Consider the following 17,590-nt stretch of genomic DNA (forward strand, 5'->3'; position numbering starts at 1 on the left):
CATGCGGTATCTCCCTCATTCGGAAGCCGAGCGCGCGCAGATGCTCGGTGCCATCGGCGCGGCAGACGTCGATGCGCTGTTCAGCGCCGTGCCCGCCTCGGCCCTCAAGTCGTTTTCTCTCGACCTACCGACGCACAGCCCGGAATATCTGGTCGAGGCGCATATGCGCGCCCTCGCCGGCAAGAACCGCGCCGCCGGAGACGGCCCCTTCTTCATCGGCGCAGGCGCCTATCGGCACCATGTCCCCGCCACTGTAGACCATCTGATACAACGCTCGGAATGGCTAACGGCCTATACGCCGTACCAGCCGGAAATCTCGCAGGGCACCTTGCAGATGCTCTTCGAGTTCCAGACGCAGGTGGCCAAGATCACCGGCATGGACGTGGCCAATGCCTCCTTGTACGACGGCTCGACCGGGACGGCAGAAGCCGTGCTGATGGCCCGCCGCCTGACCCGAAAGTCGCGCATCATACTTTCAGGGGGCCTGCATCCGCACTATCGGGACGTCGTCAAAGCCTATCTCAAGGACGACCAAGACCTGATTTGCCTGTCCCCTTCTCCGGAGGGGCAGGGCGATATCCTCGACCACATCGATGTTAACACGGCCGCCATTGTCGTCCAGACGCCGGACTTCTTCGGTCACCTGCGAGACCTTCAGGCCGCGGCCGACGCTGCCCACGCGCAGGGCGCCCTGCTGATCGTGGTGGTGACCGAGGTCGTTTCGCTCGGGCTCCTGGAGGCGCCGGGCGCTCTGGGCGCCGATATCGTCGTGTGCGAGGGCCAGAGCATCGGCAACGCGCTCAATTTTGGCGGGCCCTATCTGGGCCTGATGGCGACGCGCAAGGAGTTCGTCCGGCAGATGCCGGGGCGGCTGTGCGGCGAAACCGTCGATGCAGAAGGCAATCGCGGCTTCGTCCTCACGCTGTCGACACGCGAACAGCATATCCGGCGCGAAAAGGCGACGAGCAACATCTGCACCAATTCGGGGCTCTGCGCCCTCGCCTTCTCGATTCACATGGCGCTGCTGGGAGAAGCAGGCTTCGTGCGGCTGGCCCGGCTCAACCATGCCCGGGCCATCGCGCTTGCCGAGGCGGTGGCCGCCGTCCCGGGCGTGAGCGTGCTCAACAAGAACTTCTTCAACGAAATCACCATCCGCGTGGCGCAGCCTGCGGTGGGTCTGGTGGAACGGCTCGCCCAGCGAGGGATCCTCGCCGGTGTCCCGGCGAGCCGTCTCCTGCCCGAGGCACCGGAAGTGGACGACCTGATCGTTCTTGCGGTGACCGAACTCACCACCGAGAGCGATATCGCCTCGCTCTGCGCCGCGCTGACGGAGGAACTGGCATGAGCATGAACTCCCAGGGCCGGCCCACCGGCATTGGCACGCTCGGCACATCGGCTACGGGCTCGGCTCTTCTGCCCGAGGAACCGTTGCTGTTCGAGATCGGCGACACCGACCATTCCGGCGTCGACCTGCCGGATGTCGAACTCGGCGAGGACCGGCTTGGCGACTTTGCGCGCCGCAGCCCGCTTGACCTGCCGGGGCTGACTGAGCCGGAGGCGATGCGCCACTATGTGCGGCTGTCGCGTCTCAACCACTCGATCGACAGCGGCATGTATCCGCTCGGCTCGTGTACGATGAAGCACAATCCGCGGCTGAACGAAAAGATTGCGCGCCTGCCGGGTTTTGCCGACATCCATCCGCTGCAGCCGTTCTCCACGGTGCAGGGGGCGCTGGCGGTGATGGACCAGCTCTCGCACTGGCTAATGACGCTCACCAACATGGCCGCCGTGGCCCTGTCCCCCAAGGCCGGCGCCCACGGCGAACTCTTGGGCATGATGGCCATCAAGGCGGCGCAGGACGCCAGGGGCGAGGCCGGACGACGCATCGTGCTGGTTCCCGAGAGCGCGCACGGGACCAATCCCGCCACGGCGGCGTTCCTGGGCTACACGGTCAAGGCGGTGCCGGCGCGGGACGATGGCACGGTGGATGTCGAGGCCGTCAAGGCAGCGCTGTCGTCCGAGGTGGCGGCGATCATGCTGACCAATCCCAACACGTGCGGACTGTTCGAGCCTCAGGTGATCGATATCGCCAGGGCGGTTCATGAGGCCGGTGCCTTTTTCTACTGCGACGGCGCCAATTTCAACGCCATCATGGGCGTGGTGCGACCGGGGGACCTGGGCATCGACGCCATGCACATCAACCTGCACAAGACGTTCTCGACGCCACATGGCGGCGGCGGACCCGGCGCGGGTCCTGTCGTGCTTTCGGAGGCCTTGGCGCCCTTTGCTCCGGTGCCCTTCCTGCGCAAGACCTCGGGCGGCATCGAACTGGTGGAGCACGTGGGGGAGCAGGCGCTGGGCCGCGTCACGGCCTTCCAGGGCCAGATGGGCATGTATGTGCGGGCGCTGACCTACATGCTGAGCCACGGCGGGGATGGGCTGGCACAGGCGGCGCAGGATGCGGTGCTCAACGCCAATTACATCAAGGCACGCCTCGAGGCCGTGTTCTCGGTGCCCTTCCCCGACTATCCGACCATGCACGAGGCGCTGTTCGACGACAGCTTCCTCAAGGGCACGGGCGTCTCGACGCTGGACTTCGCCAAGGCGCTGATCGATGAGGGCTTCCACCCCATGACCATGTACTTTCCGCTGGTCGTGCACGGCGCAATGCTGGTCGAGCCCACCGAGAGCGAGAGCAAGCAGACACTGGATCGGTTCTGCGACGTCATGCTGGCCCTGGCTGAGGCCGCCAAAGCCGGCCAGAGCGAGCGGTTCACCGGAGCGCCTTTCAAGGCTCCCAGACGCCGGCTCGACGAAACACGGGCTGCCCGCCAGCCCGTGTTGAAATGGGAGCGGGAGAGCGAGGTCCCGCAAGCGGCAGAATGACAAATGGCGGCCCGAGGCCGCCATTTTCTTTCAAGCCACTCGATAGGGTCCGCCGCTAGCCGCGGGTGTCGAAGCCGACCCAGATGGTGATCTTTTCGCCCCCGAGATAGGGAATGGCGACGTTCTCCACGACCTTCACGAACTCGCCGGAATTGTTTTCCGGCGTGATCGCCACGGGGATGGTGTACTTCTCCGAGAACACCGCCTGACCGTCGCGCTCCACCGCAAAGCGGATCGGCGCGTTGACCGATTTCTGCGAGCCTGCCGGCCCGAGCAGAACGCGGCCCGAAACACCCATATTCACGGTGATCAATCCGTCCGAGACAACGCAGTTGCGCGTGCTCTCGTCGATGACGCCCTGGTATTGGAGCGCCTTGGGGTCACCGGTGCGGCCGTTTCCATAGTAGAACATGGCCTCTCCACCGAGGCGAACCCGGATGGGCGGGCATTCGGTCGCAATGGCGGGCAAGGCGTTGGTCTGGGCCTGCGCCACGGCTGCGGGAGCAGCAGGAGCGTTCTGCAGGGAGGGATTGGAGCCGCTCCCGCCACCGAACATGCCCCCTATGGAACAGCCTGCGAGCAGAGCGGCAAGGCCTGCCGAAGCGGTGAGTTTGAGGACCGACTGAAGGTTCATGGACACACTCCGGAACTTAGGCATTGGCCGCTTCGAGCGCCATGAGGATAGCGGGAGCTCCGCTGGCGTTGACGCCCGGGCCGTCTTCCACGAAGAGGTCGCGCACCACGCCATTTTCAATGATTATGGCAGCGCGGCCGAACCGTAGGCCCAAGCCCGGCGCAGACAGATCCTTGTCGAGGCCGAGGGCCTTGGCAAATGTCCCATTGCCATCGGCGATGAAGTCGACCTGCCCCAGGGCATCGGACGCCTCGGCCCAGGCCTTCATCACGTGGTGATCGTTCACCGAGGCGCACACGATGCGCTCGACCCCTGCCGCCCGCAGCTTGTCGGCATTGGCCACGAAGCCGGGCAGATGATTGACGTGGCAGGTCGGCGTAAAGGCGCCGGGAACAGTGAACAACACCACCCGCTTGCCCGCCAGCGCCTCTGTGCTGGTCGTATCAGTGGTGCCCGATGCCGTTACCAGTTTGATCCCCACCGACGGGATCGCATCACCACGATCGATCATCAACAACGCCCCATGCCAGCGGCTCAGCCGCCCTACTAAAATTGCTGGCACAGCCGATAGGCGGCTTTGCCCCCGCACACAAGACCTGTCGGCCCTGCGCCTGTACCTTACCCTTTCGGCGGCGCGACTGGCGTGCCGATAACTTCGAAAGGTCCCCTCGAGGTCATGAACGCAATCCGCACGTTCAGGCCATGGAGGGCACTATTGTCGGTTTTGCCCAAGATAGGAAGGACGACTAGGTCGCCTTGCAGGCTTTTTTGCGGCGCGCCGAACAGGAGGCCACCCTCCCCGGCACTGGCGATGAGGCTATCGGGATCGACGTCCGGGTCCGAGAGCTCGACCACCAGGCCGTCACCGTCCGGCGCCCAGCGCATGCCCCCGAGCGGCGCCTCCCCCTCCTCCCACGCAATCGGCACCTCGGCCAATGCCTGCCGGATGCGCAGTCCGTTCGGACGGTCCGGCGCAGCGTCTTGGAGCGGCAGGGAAAAGCTTGCCTGCGCCGGAATGCAGATGTCCGAACAGATGCCAAGAACGGCGGCAAGCTCGAGCCTGGGCACGGGGTCCTGCGCCTCGATGGTCAGCGGCAGGACAGTGTGCCCATAATAGACGTAGTCGAGATAGCCCTGTTGCGCATCCCGCACGGGATATGGCCAGTCAATAGCCACCGCTGCAACGCCGCTCGATCCGGAGCTGTCGAGTTCGGTGGGAAGGCCAGTCTCTCCCGGCACGCGCCAATAGGTCTTGGTGCTCGGCGGCATATCGATTTCGATGGCCGCACGGGTGGTGCCGTCCGCGTCGACGACACCGGTGCTGATCAGGCGCAGCTTCACGCCCGGGGCAACTTCCTGCCACGGGGTTTCGCCGGCCATTACGGGTTGGGCGAACAATACAGCAGCAAAGAGAACCGATAGCGCACGCATGAGTGAGCCATTTAGCGCAGCATATGGTGAAGGAATAGCTGACGGCAGATCAGGGCTTCGTGAGCCGAGGCTCACATGTGCTTGGAATTGTCGCTTCCGCACCTTACACTTGGTGGCATGAACTCGCTTGAAGGACAATTTCTGGTCGCCATGCCGGACATGGTGGATGAACGCTTCGCCGAAAGCGTGATCCTGATCGTCGGTCACGGGTCGGAAGGGGCGATGGGGCTGGTCGTCAACCACGAGCTTGCCGAGGTGCGCTTCGCCGACATTCTCGACGAACTCGATCTGGGTGACCCTGATGCGGTGATCCGCCTGCCAGACAGCATCCGCGAGCGCGCCGTGATGCGCGGCGGCCCGGTGGAAAAAGGCCGCGGCTTTGTCATCCATTCGGCCGATTATCATTCCAGCAACACCTATCCGGTCACCGACGACATCGGCCTGACGGCGACGCTCGATATCCTCAAGGCCATGGCCTTCGGCCCCGCGCCCAACGCCTATCTCTTTGCCCTGGGCTGCTGCGGCTGGAGCCCCGGGCAATTGGAAGCGGAAATCGGTGCAAATGGCTGGCTGACGGCGCCCTTCGATCGGGATCTGCTGTTCAGCGTTCCGGTCGAGCAGCGATACGAGCATGCCCTGGCCAGCCTCAACATCACGCGCGCTTCCCTCAGCACCGAAGCGGGGCACGGATAGTCAGGCGTTCCTGGCGCCCATCTGTGCTGTCAGCTTGCGGCCCAATTCCGGTCCGGTCATGGCGGCGCCAAAGGCGAACCCCTGCGCGTAGCGGCATCCCAGTTGGCGCAGGCGCTCGATCTCGTCGAGCGTCTCGACCCCTTCAGCAACCACCATCAGTTCCAGATCGCTGGCCAGTCCCATGATCGCGCGGATGATCGGCGACTGCGTCTGCGCGATGCCGGTATCGGCGTTAAGGCGGACAAAAGGCGCCGGTATCTTGATGGTATCAACCGGAAAGCGGTGCAGATAGCTGAGGGAGGAGTGGCCGGTGCCAAAGTCGTCGAGCGCCAGGCCAACGCCCAGGTTGCGCAGCGCCTCGAGCATGAAGGCGGAGTGCTCCGGGTTGGTCATGACCTGGCTTTCCGTCACCTCGAGCTTCAAATGCCCCGCAAGGGTCCGGTCCTGAGCCAATAGGCTCCGCATGTCGCTCAGCAGGCTTTCGGTCGCTAACTGACTGGGCGAGAGGTTGACCGAAAGAAAGAAGCCCTCCGGCAATCCTATCGTCTTCATCCAGTCGCGCGCTTGCGAGGCGGATTGCTCGAAAGCCAGACGCCCGAGCTTTTCGATCTGCCCCGACCGCTCAGCGAGCGGCACGAACTCGTCGGGCGTCACGATGCCGCGGGTCGGATGGGTCCAGCGCATGAGCGCTTCAGCGCCCGCGATCTGCCCGGTCTGGATGTCCATGATGGGCTGGAACTGCACATGCAGCTCGCCCTGCTTCATGCCCCGTTCGAGGTCTTCCTCACTGGCCTTGTTGTAGGCCGAGATCGAGCGGGCAGACGCCCGGTACGCCTCGATGCGATCGCCGCCGAGGCGCTTGGCGTAATACATCGCCAGTTCGGCATCGCGCAGCACATCGGCGGGCGTTGCGGGATTGCTGTCGTAGATGGTAACGCCAATCGAGGCCGTCAGGGTGAGATCCCGGTCGCCGAAGTTGAACGGAGCCTTGAGCGCCTTGCGGATTTGTTCAGCGGTATCGGCAATGGTCGAAGCCGCCTGTTCAGAGGCCAGGATCACGGCAAACTGGTCGCCGCTGATGCGGGCCAGGGTGTCGAGCGGGCGCATGATGCGAGAGACGCGCCTGGCGATGGCCAGCAGAACCGAGTCCGCGGCAGAGTGGCCGATGCGCTCTTCAAGTTCCATGAAGCGGTCGATATCGATGAGGAAGACCGCAGGCTTGGATCCGTTCGGAGCCCGAGCCCGGACCAGCGCCCGGTCGAGACGATCGAGGAACAACTGCCGGTTTGGCAGTCCGGTCAGGCTGTCGTGCACGGCGTCGTGCAACAGGCGCGCGCGTGCCGCCCGGTCTTCCGTCACATCCTGCAGGGTGCCCACAATGCGGGTCACCTGTCCGTCGCCTCCAAGGACAGGTTTGACGCGCATGCGGAAGGTGCGGAAGCTGCCATCGTGCCCGGCCAGCCGCATGTCCGCCGAGACCTTGCCGCGCCGCAACTCGACGAGGGTGTCGAACGCCGTCCGAAAGCGATCGCGATCGTCGGGGTGGACGCGGTCCAGCCAACGCTTGATAGCGCCGCGCAACGCGCCGCGCTTTTCTCCCAGCCGGGTCGCAAGCTCGTCGCTGACGCTGACCCTGTCCCTGTCGATATTCCAGTCGAAAACGAAATCCCCTGAGCCCGTCAGGGCCAGCGCACGCCGCTCCACCTCGCTCAAAGTGCCGATGGACACCTGGCCTTCCGAGAACGCGTGTTGGACCGCAGTGAAGCCCAGGAGCATGACGATCAGCACCAGGCCCCCCGCAACGGCGGGCTGGGCCACATCGTTGGTGACCTGCCCCGAGATGACCATCCAACTATAGAAGAGCCACGCCAGGTAGATGATCCAGGTGGGAACCAGCAGGACGGCGCGATCATAGCCGCGCAGCGCCAGCAAGAGGATGAGGAAAAAGCCCGAGCCGCCGAGCAGGACCATCACCAGCCGGGAAATGGTTGCCGCGATCGCCGGTTGCAGGAAGGCGAAGCCGAACAGCGCCAGGAACAGGGCAGCCAGCCCGAGCGCCAGATGTATGAAGCGCAGGTGCCAGCGATGGAGATTGAGGTAGATAAAGAGAAAACCCGCCAGCGTCGTCGCTATGGCAGCCTCGGCTGCAGCGCGCAGCGGCTGCACACCTTCGGGACCGAGGCCGAAAATTCGGCCCATGAGGCTGAAGTCGATCAGCAGATAGGCCAGCACGGCCCAGGCGAAGGCCGCCGTGGCTGGGAAAACGCCGCGCCCCTTGACGACGAACATGATGGTGAGAAAGACCGAGGCGAGCGATGCGACGCCCAGCACCACGCCGCGAAACAGCGTGAAGGCGTTGATGTAGTCGCGGTACGCGTTGGGCTGCCAGAGATAGAGCTCGGGCAGCGTTCCGTGCGTCAACTCCGCCACCAAGGTCATGGTGGCTCCCGGGTCGAGCGTCACCTCGAAAACGTCGGCCTCCGGGTCGGCTGTCCGAACCGGGCGGATGCCGGCGCTTGGGGTCACGGCAGTGATCCGCTGGGCCCCCAGGTCAGGCTGAAAAACACCCGATCCGGGCAGGCGAAAGAATGGCGCCACAAGCAGGCGCTCGATCTGCTGGTCGCTGTCATTGCGCAAGGCCAGTAGCGCAAAAGTCGGATTGGTACCGGGTTCGCTCGCGAGCACCTCGATGCGCCGGATGATGCCATCGGCATCGGGAGCGGTGGAGAGCTGGACCTTCCCATCCTCACCCGGCACGACCTCGATGATGTCCGACAGGTTCACCGCATTGACGTCGTCCGGAACCGAGATCACCTCGAATGCGGACGCCGGGGCAAGTGTGACAATCGCGAGCGCGAGCCAGGTCGCGAGTGCTAGAAGGGGACGCATCTGGGGCAGTTATATCCTGCGCTAGGCTTCATTGTGGCGGCTTCCGGCGTAGGCCCGGCAACGCCTTCTGGTTCTTCCTCCCGGCGGGGTGGCTTCTTGGTACGGGAGATTGCCTGCGCCGACAAGCATCGTCGGCTGTGACCCAAAAGATACAAGGGCAAAACGCCAGTAACGCCCACTACAGGCCTACGCCTGGGTCAGGCGACCCACATGCGCTGTCCGTGCACCCCGGCCTGCCACCGTTCGCGCGTCAGTCCCATCAGCACGTGGTCTTCCCAGCGGCCGTCGATCTGCAGGTAGCGCTCGGCGTAACCCTCTTCGACGAACCCGTTCTTTTCCAGCACACGGCGCGAGGCGGTGTTGGTGGGCAGGAACGCCGCGTGCGCCCGATGCAGGTCGAGCGTATCGAAGATGAACGGCAGGACCACGGAAACGGCCTCCGTCATCAGCCCCTTGCCGGCATAGGGCTGTCCCATCCAGTAGCCGAGGTTGACGAATTGGGCAGCACGGCGGCGAATATTGGAGAGGGTTATGCCGCCCACGAGCACAGCCTCGGGCGCGCCGCGTGAAAACAGGAAGAAGGTGTAGTCGGTTCCTGCCTCCGCTTCCTGGCGGGCCCGCTTGACCCTCATCGCAAAGACGCTGCGCGCGAGATCGGCCTCGGTCCAGCGCGGTTCGAAGGGCTTGAGGAAAGCGTGGCTCGACCGGCGCAGCGCATACCAAGCGGCATAGTCGCGCATTTGCGGCAGCCGCAAGGTCAGGCGCGGCCCTTGCAGCGCAATCATCGGAGTGGGCGACGACCAGGGCCAGTGCATGGCGTTACCGCCTGAGCGTCTCGCCGATGCTTTCGACATCAGCAAGCTGATCGATCGGCCCGATGCCGGCCAGGGTTGGCGTGCCGCCGGTAAACAATTGCTCGGCGACCTCCCGGACGCGCTGGGCAGTGATGCGGTTGATGCGCTCGACCGTTTCCTGCATCGCGATGGGCCGGCCCCACAGAATCTGCTGCCGCGCCAGTTGCCCGGCGCGGGCGGAGGGGCTTTCGAGGGACATCAGCAGGCCGGCGCGAATCTGGTTGCGGACCCGAATGACTTCCTCGTCGGTGATGGTTTCCGTGGCCCGGCGCAGTTCATCGAGGACCACGGGGACAAGCTCAGTCACCTCCTCCTCGCCTGTTGCCGCCGCGACGCCGAAGACGCCGCTATCGGCAAAGGCCCAGTGAAAGGCGTAGACGGAATAGCAGAGGCCGCGCTTCTCGCGAACCTCCTGGAAGAGGCGAGAGCTCATGCCGCCGCCGAGAATGGAAGCCAGCACCTGGGCGGCATAGAAGCCGTCGGAATGGTACGCGCGCCCTTCGAACCCCAGCACGATGTGTGCCTGCTCGTGATCCGAAATCAGCCGCTCCTGACCCCCTTGGTATTCGGCCTTTTGCGGCGCTGGCGCCCCGTTGGGTTGCAGATCGCCAAAACGGTCGGCCGCGACCCGCGCGAGCTCATCGTGGTCGACATTGCCGGCGGCCGCGATGACCATATGATCGCCCACATAGTTGCGGCGCATATATTTGCGGATGGTGTCGGAGGAGAAATCCCGCACCGAATCCACCGTCCCCAGAATGGTGCGGCCGATGGGCTGCGTGGGATAGGCAGCCTGCTGGAAGAGATCGAAGACGTGGTCGTCCGGATTGTCCCGGGCGGCGCCGATTTCCTGCACGATGACCTGCTTTTCGCGCGCCAGCTCATTGTCGTCGAATGTCGAATTCTGGAGGATGTCGGCCAGGATGTCGGCAGCCAGGGTAACATCTTCCTTCAGGACACGGGCGAAATACCCCGTATGCTCGATGGACGTCGCGGCGTTGAGATCGCCACCGACGTTCTCGATGGATTCGGCGATTTCCAGCGCCGTGCGGGTGCTGGTGCCCTTGAACGCCATGTGTTCGAGCAGGTGCGATATGCCGTGCTCGGTCTTGCGCTCCGACCGGGCGCCGGCCTTGACCCAAACGCCGAGCGAAGCGCTTTCCAGGTGAGGCATATCATCGGTCAGCACGACCATGCCGTTGTCGAGTGTTGTGGTTCTTACGCTCAAACTGGTTCTCCCGGATCGATGCCTGACGCGGCGCGACCTGTCGTGCTCGTCAGGCCGCGCGCGTGCGCGACCCAATGAAGTCTTCAATGATCTGCTGGTCGTTGGCCAGCACGGTGACCCTCTCGGGTCGTTCATAGAGATCGCCCAACCAGGCGGGAAGCGCGGGCTCGACGCCGGATGCCTCGGCCACAGCCGCGGGAAACTTTGCCGGATGGGCCGTCGCCAGCGTCACCATGGGCGTCGCCGTACCGGCGAACTCGCGTGCGACACCGACGCCGACTGCGGTGTGCGGGTCGAGAAGGTAACCGCCGCGCCGATAGGTTTCGGCTATGGTTCGGCGTGTCTTGGCTTCGTCGGTGGTGCCGGCAGCAAACTCACGCCTTATGGCATCGAGCGCCTGTTCGGGCAGATCGAAGCCGCGGGATTGCTTGAGGGTCGCCATCAGGCGCCCGACGACGTCGGCATCCCGGTCCACCGCTTCGAACAACAGCCGCTCGAAATTGGAGGAAATCTGGATGTCCATCGAGGGGCTGATCGTGGGCGCGACCCCCGACATTTCGTAGCGCCCGGTTTCCAGGGTGCGGCGAAGGATGTCGTTGGCGTTGGTGGCGATGACGAGTTGGCCAATGGGCAAGCCCATCCGTTTGGCGCAATAGCCGGCGAAGATATCGCCGAAATTACCCGTCGGCACAGTGAAGTTGATGACCCGATGCGGGGCTCCCAACGAGACCGCTGCCGTAAAGTAATAGACGATCTGCGCGACGATGCGGCCCCAATTGATGGAGTTTACGCCCGAGAGCCGCACATGGTCGCGGAAAGCGTGGTGGTTGAACATCGCTTTGACCGCATCCTGGCAATCGTCGAACGTGCCTTCAAGCGCGATGTTGTGGACGTTGGAGTCCAGAACCGTCGTCATCTGCCGGCGCTGCACCTCGGACGTGCGGCCCCTTGGGTGCAGGATGAAGATGTCGGTCGTGTCACGGCCGCGGAAGGCCTCGATAGCGGCCGAACCGGTGTCGCCTGAGGTGGCCCCCACGATGCTCGCCTTGAGGCCGCGCTCGCCCAGAATGTGGTCCATGATGCGGCTGAGGAACTGCATCGCCACGTCCTTGAACGCAAGCGTGGGGCCATGAAACATCTCGAGCAGAAAATGATTGGGTTCGAGTTCCACAAGGGGCGCCACGGAGGGGTGGCGAAACTCCGCATAGGCCCGGTCAATGATGGAGCGCAGGGTGGCGCCGGCAATCTCGTCGCCGGTGAAGCGAGAGATGATCGCATAGGCGACCTCGGCATAGGGTTTGCCCGCGAAATCGGCAATGTCGGCCGGGGTGAGCTGCGGCCAGGACTTTGGAACGTAAAGGCCACCATCGGCGGCAAGACCAGCGAGAACTGCGTCAGAGAAACTGAGCGCCGGCGCCTGACCGCGCGTGGAAACAAACTGCATAGGGTGGGAGTGCCCTTCCTGGAATTGTCGCAAACTAGTCAAACGTGACCCGGCCTGCAAGGTTTGCGGTGGGTGCTAGGCCGCGGGCCGCCGAGCCTGCCGCCAGAGCCAGAAGACCAGCATGACTACGGCCACCACCGCGAAGCCATACCATGTGAGGGCGTAGCCGAAGTGATTGTTGGGAAAGCTGACCAGTGTTTCCCCGCCCTGGGGCAGCTCGCCGGGCGCCCCGGCGGCCATATCGACTGTAAAGGGGGCGAATGGCGCCAAGGCCGGATCAGCCATTTTTGCCAAGCGCTGCGGGTCGCGGACCCATTCGATGCGGTCCGACATGTTGGCTTCGGGCACGAACCACCCGCCAGTTTCGGGTGGCCGAAGCAATCCGGTTATCATCTCCGTTCCGGGCGTCGCGGGGGGCAGACCGGTCATCACAGCCTGCTCCTGCATCTCTTGGGGCACGAAGCCGCGATTGACGAAGACGGTGCCGCCATCGGCCAGGATGAAAGGCGTGACCACCCAATAGCCCGGTCCGGAATACTGGCCGCGTGGTTCGACGAGGCTGGTGAAGACGGTGACGGTCTGGTCGTAGGCGAAACGCCCGGTGAGCGAGAGCGGCTGGAAACTGAGGGAATCCACGTCGAGCGAGGGCCATTCGGCGGCCGGAGGGACCGGGATTGGCGCAGCATCGAGGCGGGAATCGACGGCCGCAATCAGCGCTTCTTTTTCGGCTAGGCGATGCACCTGCCAGGTGCCCAGGAAGACGCAGACGACGGCGAGAGCAAGCATCAGCGCCGCGAACAGCCAATCCCCCAGATGCAGGCCTCGGCGGGCAGGAATGTTCATTGGTGACCCTCATGCGCATCGTGTCGATATTGCAGGCTGACCAGCACGCCCTTGAATGGCGGGAGCAGCGCAATGGACAGGACGATGGTAACCGGAATCCACAGGACCAGATGCATCCAGGGCGGGATGGCGACCAGCGATCCCACGACCAGCGCCAGAATGACGATGACTGGCGCGACAAGGAAAATGACAAAAACGGCGGGACCGTCGCCGCTATCCGCGAAGGCGAAGTCCAGCCCACACACTGGGCAGGCGGGCGTCAGTTTCAGGTAGCCGGAAAAGAGATTGCCCTTGCCGCAGCGCGGGCAACGGCAGGCGATGCCGTTGGCGAGAGCATTGGATTGGCTCATGATGCGCCTCCAAGAAAAAAGGGGCGCTGCCGTCCGGCGCGCCCCTCGCAGTAGGTGCCCTTTGGGCTAGTGGACAGCCACGCCCCAGCTGCCCCACACGTAGATCGAGGCGAAGAGGAACAGCCACACCACGTCGACGAAGTGCCAGTACCAGGCGGCGAACTCGAAGCCCAGGTGACGCTGCGGCGTAAAATCTCCCCGATAGGCGCGGATCAGGCAGACAGCCAGGAAGATCGTGCCGATCAGTACGTGAAAGCCGTGGAAGCCCGTCGCCATCACGAAGCTGCCGCCGTAGTAGTCGCCGGTGAAGGAAAAGCCCGCGTGGCTATACTCTATGAACTGCACGACTGAGAACAGGGCGCCGAGGCCAATGGTAAGCCACAGGCCGTATTTGAGGCCATTCCGGTCGCCTTCGAGCAACGCATGGTGCGCCCAGGTCACGGTGGTGCCTGAAGTGAGCAAGATCAGCGTATTGAACAGCGGCAGGTGGAACGGGTCGAACAGTTCGACGCCCATCGGAGGCCACGCCCCGCCGGTTGCCGCGACACGGGCATATTGCTCGACATCGTCGAGGCGGAAGAAGCCGTCAAAGTAAGCCCAGAACCAGGCCACAAAGAACATCACCTCGGAGGCGATGAACAGCATCATCCCGTAGCGGTGGTGCATCTGCACGACCGGGGTGTGGTCGTGGCCGTTATTGGCTTCCTTGACCACGTCGGACCACCAGGCGAACATCGTATAAAGAACGCCCACCAGACCGATGAAGAAGACCCACGGTGTCCAGTGGTGCATCCAGAAGATGGCGCCCATGGCCATAACCAGCACAGCAACCGATCCGACGAACGGCCACGGACTGGGTTCCACCATGTGGTAATCATGGTTCTTTTCAATGGCGGCCATGTTTCAGCTTCCCTCACTGTCTGAAGCGTAGAAGGTATAAGAGAGTGTGATGTCCTTGACGGTCGCAAGGTCGCGATCGTCAGCGAGATCGGGATCGACGAAGAAGACGATGGGCATTTCCACCGTCTCCCCCGGTTGGAGCGTCTGCTCGGTGAAGCAGAAGCACTCGATCTTGTTGAAGTACACGCCAGCAAGATCCGGGGCCACATTGAATATGGCCTGGCCAGTGATGGGCTTGTCCGAATTGTTGGTGGCGACGTAGGTGACGGTGTCCACGGTGCCAATCTTGTCGGTGATCGGCGAAGCGGGTTTGACTGTCCAGGGCAGCGTCTTGTCGACGTTGGAATCGAACCGGACGGTCATCTCGCGGGCGATGACGCCCTTGGGATTGGCCTCGGCCACTTGGGTGGTACCGCCGTAACCAGTCACACTGCAGAACATCTGGTAGAGCGGCACCGCTGCAAAAGCGAGGCCGACCATGCCGACCGCGAGGACGCCAAGGGCGAGGGCAACCCCCTTGTTGCGGTTGCCGGACGGCATGGAACGGGATGCGGCGGTATCGGCCATCACAGCGTCCTGTCAAACAAGGAAGGCCCCATCTTGATGATGGTGAGCACGTAGAAGGTGATGGCGAAGACGGCCAGGGCGATGGCCAGCGCCACGGATCGCTTGCGGCGGCGCGCCTTGAACGCGATTTCCTGCTCCGGCGACATGGCCGGCTCGGGGGGTGTTCTTGGTTCTGCGGCCATGGTCACAGCACCCCCATCTGATAGACGATGTGGTCGGCGAGCAGCGCCAGGAACAGCACGAACAGGTAACTCAGGGAAAAGGTGAACAGAGCGCGCGCCGCGCGACGCATCGGGCCACTCTGCTGCTGGCGCCACAATCGCACGGCCAGATGAACGAACCAGGCGCCCGTCACGACGGCAACAGCGCCATAGACCAGACCGGAAAGCCCCAGCACCACCGGCAGGAGGCTCGTCAGGGCGAGGACAACCGAATAGCCCAGGATCTGCCTCTTGGTCGAAGCTTCTCCCGCGACATTGGGCATCATGGGGATGCCGGCTGCGCCGTAGTCGGATTGCTTGTAGAGCGCCAGCGCCCAGAAGTGCGGCGGGGTCCAGAGAAAGATGATGAGGAAGAGCACAAAGCTTTCCCAGCTCGCCGTACCGGTGACCGCGGCCCAGCCCACCATTGGGGGGAAGGCGCCGGCAGCGCCACCGATGACGATGTTCTGCGGCGTCGCGCGCTTGAGCCACATCGTGTAGATGACGGCGTAGAAGAAGATGGTGAAGGCGAGGAAGCCGCCGGCAACCCAGTTTGTGGCAAGGCCAAGCAAGACAACGGAGAAGGCAGAGAGGACAAGCCCGAACGCAAGTGCTTCTTCTCGCGTGATCCGACCGGCGGGGATAGGCCGATTGAGCGTGCGGCTCATGACGGCATCAATATCGGCATCGTACCACATGTTGAGGGCGCCCGAGGCGCCGGCCCCAATCGCAATGCAGGCGATGGCGATGAGGCCGACGACGGGATGGATACCGCCCGGTGCGACCAACATCCCGACCAGGGCCACGAAGACCACGAGCGACATGACGCGCGGCTTGAGCAGCGCCAGGTAGTCTTCTACCCGTGCGCCGCCCGCCAAGGCGTTGATGCTGCTGCTGTCGTCGATATAGGCCACTGGGTCTTCCGTTCTATGGAGCGGGCCGCGCCCGGGCGCGATCCGCTTGTTCGGTGCCAACGCGCTTAGTGCGCGTTGGTCGAGTCGATCTTGGGCAGTGTCGTGAACTGGTGGAACGGCGGCGGGCTGGACAAGGTCCATTCCAGCGTCGTTGCCCCTTCACCCCACGGATTGTCGCCTGCGGGGCGCTTCTTCCGCGACGCTTCCCAGGTCGCGTAGAAGAAGATCACCATGGCCACGAAGGTGATGTAGTAGCCTACCGACGACACGCGGTTCCACAGCGCAAAGGCATCCGGATAGTCGATGTAGCGGCGCGGCATGCCGGAGAGGCCCAGGAAGTGCTGCGGGAAGAAGATCAGGTTCACGCCAATGAACATGGTCCAGAAGTGCAGCTTGCCCAGGAACTCCGAGTACATGTACCCGAAAATCTTGGGGTACCAGTAGTACCAGCCCGCAAAGATCGAGAACACCGCGCCCAGCGAGAGCACGTAGTGGAAGTGCGCGACCACATAATAGGTGTCGTGCAGGGCACGGTCCGCACCGGCATTGGCCAGCACCACGCCCGTCACACCGCCCACGGTGAACAGGAAGATGAAGCCGATGGCCCAGAGGATGGGCGTGCGGAAGGTGATGGAGCCGCCCCACATGGTGGCGATCCAGGAGAAGATCTTCACACCCGTCGGCACGGCGATGACCATGGTGGCGGCCACGAAGTACCGCTGCACATCCAGGCTGAGCCCGGTGGTGTACATGTGGTGCGCCCACACGACGAACCCGACGAAGCCGATGGCAACCATCGCATAGGCCATGGCCATGTAGCCGAACACCGGCTTGCGACTGAAGGTGGCAACGATGTGACTGATCATGCCGAAGCCGGGCAAGATCATGATGTACACTTCAGGGTGCCCGAAGAACCAGAACAGATGCTGGAAGAGAATCGGATCCCCACCCTCTTCGGGCTTGAAGAAGGACGTGCCGAAGTTGCGGTCCGTCAGCAGCATGGTGATGGCACCGGCCAGAACAGGCAGCGCCAGGAGGAGCAGGAACGCCGTCACCAGCACCGACCAGGCGAAAAGCGGCATCTTGTGCAGCGTCATGCCTGGAGCGCGCATGTTGAGAATGGTGGTGATGAGGTTGATTGCGCCAAGGATGGAGCTCACGCCTGCGATGTGCAGCGAGAGAATGACGAAATCCAGCGACGGGCCGGGATGGCCGGTGGTTGCCAGCGGCGGATAAATGGTCCAGCCGCCACCGAAGCCGGTGGTCCCTGCGGTGCCTTCGAAGAACAGGCTCATCAGCAGCAGGATGAATGCCGGCGGCAACAGCCAGAAGGCGATATTGTTGATGCGCGGGAAGGCCGTATCGGGCGCTCCGATCATCAGCGGAGCAAAGTAGTTGGCAAAGCCACCCATGGTTGCGGGCATCACCACGAAGAACACCATGATCAAGGCGTGGGCGGTGGTGAACACGTTGTAGAGCTGCTTGCCAGCGTCGAGCGCGGCGGCGCCTTCGACGCCGTAGACCATCGCGGCCAGGCCGTGGAAGATCTGGATGCCGGGTTCCTGCAATTCCATGCGCATCACGCCGGAAAGCAGGCCACCGATGATCCCCGTCACGATGGCGAACACCAGGTACATGATCCCGATGTCCTTGTGGTTGGTCGAATAGAGCCAGCGGCGCCAGCCGGTGGGCTCGTGGTGCGCATGCGCGTCGTGCCCGGTGGCGTGAGCTTCGAGGTGAGCGGTATCAGTCATATT

General features: G+C 63.6%; 17 protein-coding genes. 3 read left to right on the forward strand and 14 right to left on the reverse strand.

What is annotated here, in order from left to right; translation table 11 throughout:
* The first annotated feature begins 1 nt into the window (after position 1).
* Complete coding sequence (gcvPA, locus tag IC608_RS08400) at positions 2–1,345, forward strand: aminomethyl-transferring glycine dehydrogenase subunit GcvPA (RefSeq protein WP_191774442.1); 1,344 nt, start codon at positions 2–4, stop codon at positions 1,343–1,345.
* On the forward strand, positions 1,342–2,886 hold the full coding sequence (gene gcvPB / locus IC608_RS08405) for an aminomethyl-transferring glycine dehydrogenase subunit GcvPB (RefSeq protein ID WP_191774444.1): 1,545 nt from the start codon (positions 1,342–1,344) through the stop codon (positions 2,884–2,886). The genes gcvPA and gcvPB overlap by 4 nt, the downstream gene beginning before the upstream one ends.
* 55 nt (positions 2,887–2,941) lie before the next feature.
* On the opposite strand, the gene IC608_RS08410 is transcribed toward gcvPB, so the two are convergent.
* The 3 genes from IC608_RS08410 to IC608_RS08420 all read right to left on the reverse strand — a co-directional run bounded on the left by IC608_RS08410 (position 2,942) and on the right by IC608_RS08420 (position 4,951).
* Positions 2,942–3,520, reverse strand: a complete 579-nt coding sequence (locus IC608_RS08410; protein WP_191774446.1) for a hypothetical protein — start codon at positions 3,518–3,520, stop codon at positions 2,942–2,944.
* Positions 3,521–3,536: 16 nt separating this feature from the next.
* Positions 3,537–4,034 (reverse strand): peroxiredoxin, encoded by a 498-nt coding sequence (locus IC608_RS08415; protein ID WP_191774448.1) that lies wholly within the window; start codon positions 4,032–4,034, stop codon positions 3,537–3,539.
* 104 nt (positions 4,035–4,138) lie between these two features.
* Positions 4,139–4,951 carry a protein-disulfide reductase DsbD domain-containing protein gene (locus IC608_RS08420; RefSeq protein WP_191774450.1) on the reverse strand — a complete coding sequence of 271 codons (813 nt, stop codon included), beginning with the start codon at positions 4,949–4,951 and terminating at the stop codon, positions 4,139–4,141.
* 75 nt (positions 4,952–5,026) lie between these two features.
* On the opposite strand from IC608_RS08420, the gene IC608_RS08425 reads away from it, so the two are divergent.
* Positions 5,027–5,644: a YqgE/AlgH family protein gene (locus IC608_RS08425; protein WP_248306269.1), complete on the forward strand. Its 618-nt coding sequence runs from the start codon at positions 5,027–5,029 to the stop codon at positions 5,642–5,644.
* On the opposite strand, the gene IC608_RS08430 is transcribed toward IC608_RS08425, so the two are convergent.
* The 11 genes from IC608_RS08430 to ctaD all read right to left on the reverse strand — a co-directional run bounded on the left by IC608_RS08430 (position 5,645) and on the right by ctaD (position 17,587).
* Positions 5,645–8,533, reverse strand: coding sequence for a putative bifunctional diguanylate cyclase/phosphodiesterase (locus IC608_RS08430; protein ID WP_191774454.1), 2,889 nt, complete (start codon positions 8,531–8,533; stop codon positions 5,645–5,647).
* Positions 8,534–8,730: 197 nt separating this feature from the next.
* Positions 8,731–9,348, reverse strand: coding sequence for a GNAT family N-acetyltransferase (locus tag IC608_RS08435; protein ID WP_191774456.1), 618 nt, complete (start codon positions 9,346–9,348; stop codon positions 8,731–8,733).
* Positions 9,349–9,352: 4 nt separating this feature from the next.
* Positions 9,353–10,615, reverse strand: coding sequence for a M16 family metallopeptidase (locus tag IC608_RS08440; protein WP_191774458.1), 1,263 nt, complete (start codon positions 10,613–10,615; stop codon positions 9,353–9,355).
* Positions 10,616–10,664: 49 nt separating this feature from the next.
* A complete protein-coding gene (thrC, locus tag IC608_RS08445) occupies positions 10,665–12,059 on the reverse strand; it encodes a threonine synthase (RefSeq protein ID WP_191774460.1) in 1,395 nt (464 codons plus the stop codon).
* 75 nt (positions 12,060–12,134) lie between these two features.
* A complete protein-coding gene (locus IC608_RS08450; RefSeq protein ID WP_191774461.1) occupies positions 12,135–12,902 on the reverse strand; it encodes an SURF1 family protein in 768 nt (255 codons plus the stop codon).
* A complete protein-coding gene (locus tag IC608_RS08455; RefSeq protein ID WP_191774463.1) occupies positions 12,899–13,252 on the reverse strand; it encodes a DUF983 domain-containing protein in 354 nt (117 codons plus the stop codon). Before IC608_RS08455 ends, IC608_RS08450 begins: the two co-directional genes overlap by 4 nt.
* Positions 13,253–13,318: 66 nt before the next feature.
* Entirely contained in the window at positions 13,319–14,152 is an 834-nt protein-coding gene (locus IC608_RS08460; RefSeq protein ID WP_191774465.1) for a cytochrome c oxidase subunit 3, read from the reverse strand.
* Positions 14,153–14,155: 3 nt separating this feature from the next.
* On the reverse strand, positions 14,156–14,719 hold the full coding sequence (locus IC608_RS08465; RefSeq protein ID WP_248306270.1) for a cytochrome c oxidase assembly protein: 564 nt from the start codon (positions 14,717–14,719) through the stop codon (positions 14,156–14,158).
* Positions 14,719–14,901, reverse strand: a complete 183-nt coding sequence (locus tag IC608_RS08470) for a hypothetical protein (RefSeq protein ID WP_191775498.1) — start codon at positions 14,899–14,901, stop codon at positions 14,719–14,721. The genes IC608_RS08465 and IC608_RS08470 overlap by 1 nt, the downstream gene beginning before the upstream one ends.
* A 2-nt stretch (positions 14,902–14,903) precedes the next feature.
* Positions 14,904–15,833, reverse strand: coding sequence for a heme o synthase (locus tag IC608_RS08475; RefSeq protein ID WP_428054909.1), 930 nt, complete (start codon positions 15,831–15,833; stop codon positions 14,904–14,906).
* A 65-nt stretch (positions 15,834–15,898) separates the two neighbouring features.
* Positions 15,899–17,587, reverse strand: a complete 1,689-nt coding sequence (gene ctaD, locus IC608_RS08480; RefSeq protein WP_191774469.1) for a cytochrome c oxidase subunit I — start codon at positions 17,585–17,587, stop codon at positions 15,899–15,901.
* Positions 17,588–17,590 lie beyond the last annotated feature (3 nt).

Origin of the sequence: Devosia oryzisoli (assembly GCF_014837245.1) — a bacterium.
Taxonomy (GTDB): Bacteria; Pseudomonadota; Alphaproteobacteria; order Rhizobiales; family Devosiaceae; genus Devosia; species Devosia oryzisoli.

Coding starts and splice junctions, on each gene's coding strand:
- gcvPA (WP_191774442.1), top strand. CDS start 2: ATGCGGTATCTCCCTCATTCGGAAGCCGAGCGCGCGCAGATGCTCGGT.
- gcvPB (WP_191774444.1), top strand. CDS start 1,342: ATGAGCATGAACTCCCAGGGCCGGCCCACCGGCATTGGCACGCTCGGC.
- IC608_RS08410 (WP_191774446.1), bottom strand. CDS start 3,520: ATGAACCTTCAGTCGGTCCTCAAACTCACCGCTTCGGCAGGCCTTGCC.
- IC608_RS08420 (WP_191774450.1), bottom strand. CDS start 4,951: ATGCGTGCGCTATCGGTTCTCTTTGCTGCTGTATTGTTCGCCCAACCC.
- IC608_RS08425 (WP_248306269.1), top strand. CDS start 5,027: ATGTGCTTGGAATTGTCGCTTCCGCACCTTACACTTGGTGGCATGAAC.
- IC608_RS08430 (WP_191774454.1), bottom strand. CDS start 8,533: ATGCGTCCCCTTCTAGCACTCGCGACCTGGCTCGCGCTCGCGATTGTC.
- IC608_RS08435 (WP_191774456.1), bottom strand. CDS start 9,348: ATGCACTGGCCCTGGTCGTCGCCCACTCCGATGATTGCGCTGCAAGGG.
- thrC (WP_191774460.1), bottom strand. CDS start 12,059: ATGCAGTTTGTTTCCACGCGCGGTCAGGCGCCGGCGCTCAGTTTCTCT.
- IC608_RS08450 (WP_191774461.1), bottom strand. CDS start 12,902: ATGAACATTCCTGCCCGCCGAGGCCTGCATCTGGGGGATTGGCTGTTC.
- IC608_RS08455 (WP_191774463.1), bottom strand. CDS start 13,252: ATGAGCCAATCCAATGCTCTCGCCAACGGCATCGCCTGCCGTTGCCCG.
- IC608_RS08460 (WP_191774465.1), bottom strand. CDS start 14,152: ATGGCCGCCATTGAAAAGAACCATGATTACCACATGGTGGAACCCAGT.
- IC608_RS08465 (WP_248306270.1), bottom strand. CDS start 14,719: ATGGCCGATACCGCCGCATCCCGTTCCATGCCGTCCGGCAACCGCAAC.
- IC608_RS08470 (WP_191775498.1), bottom strand. CDS start 14,901: ATGGCCGCAGAACCAAGAACACCCCCCGAGCCGGCCATGTCGCCGGAG.
- ctaD (WP_191774469.1), bottom strand. CDS start 17,587: ATGACTGATACCGCTCACCTCGAAGCTCACGCCACCGGGCACGACGCG.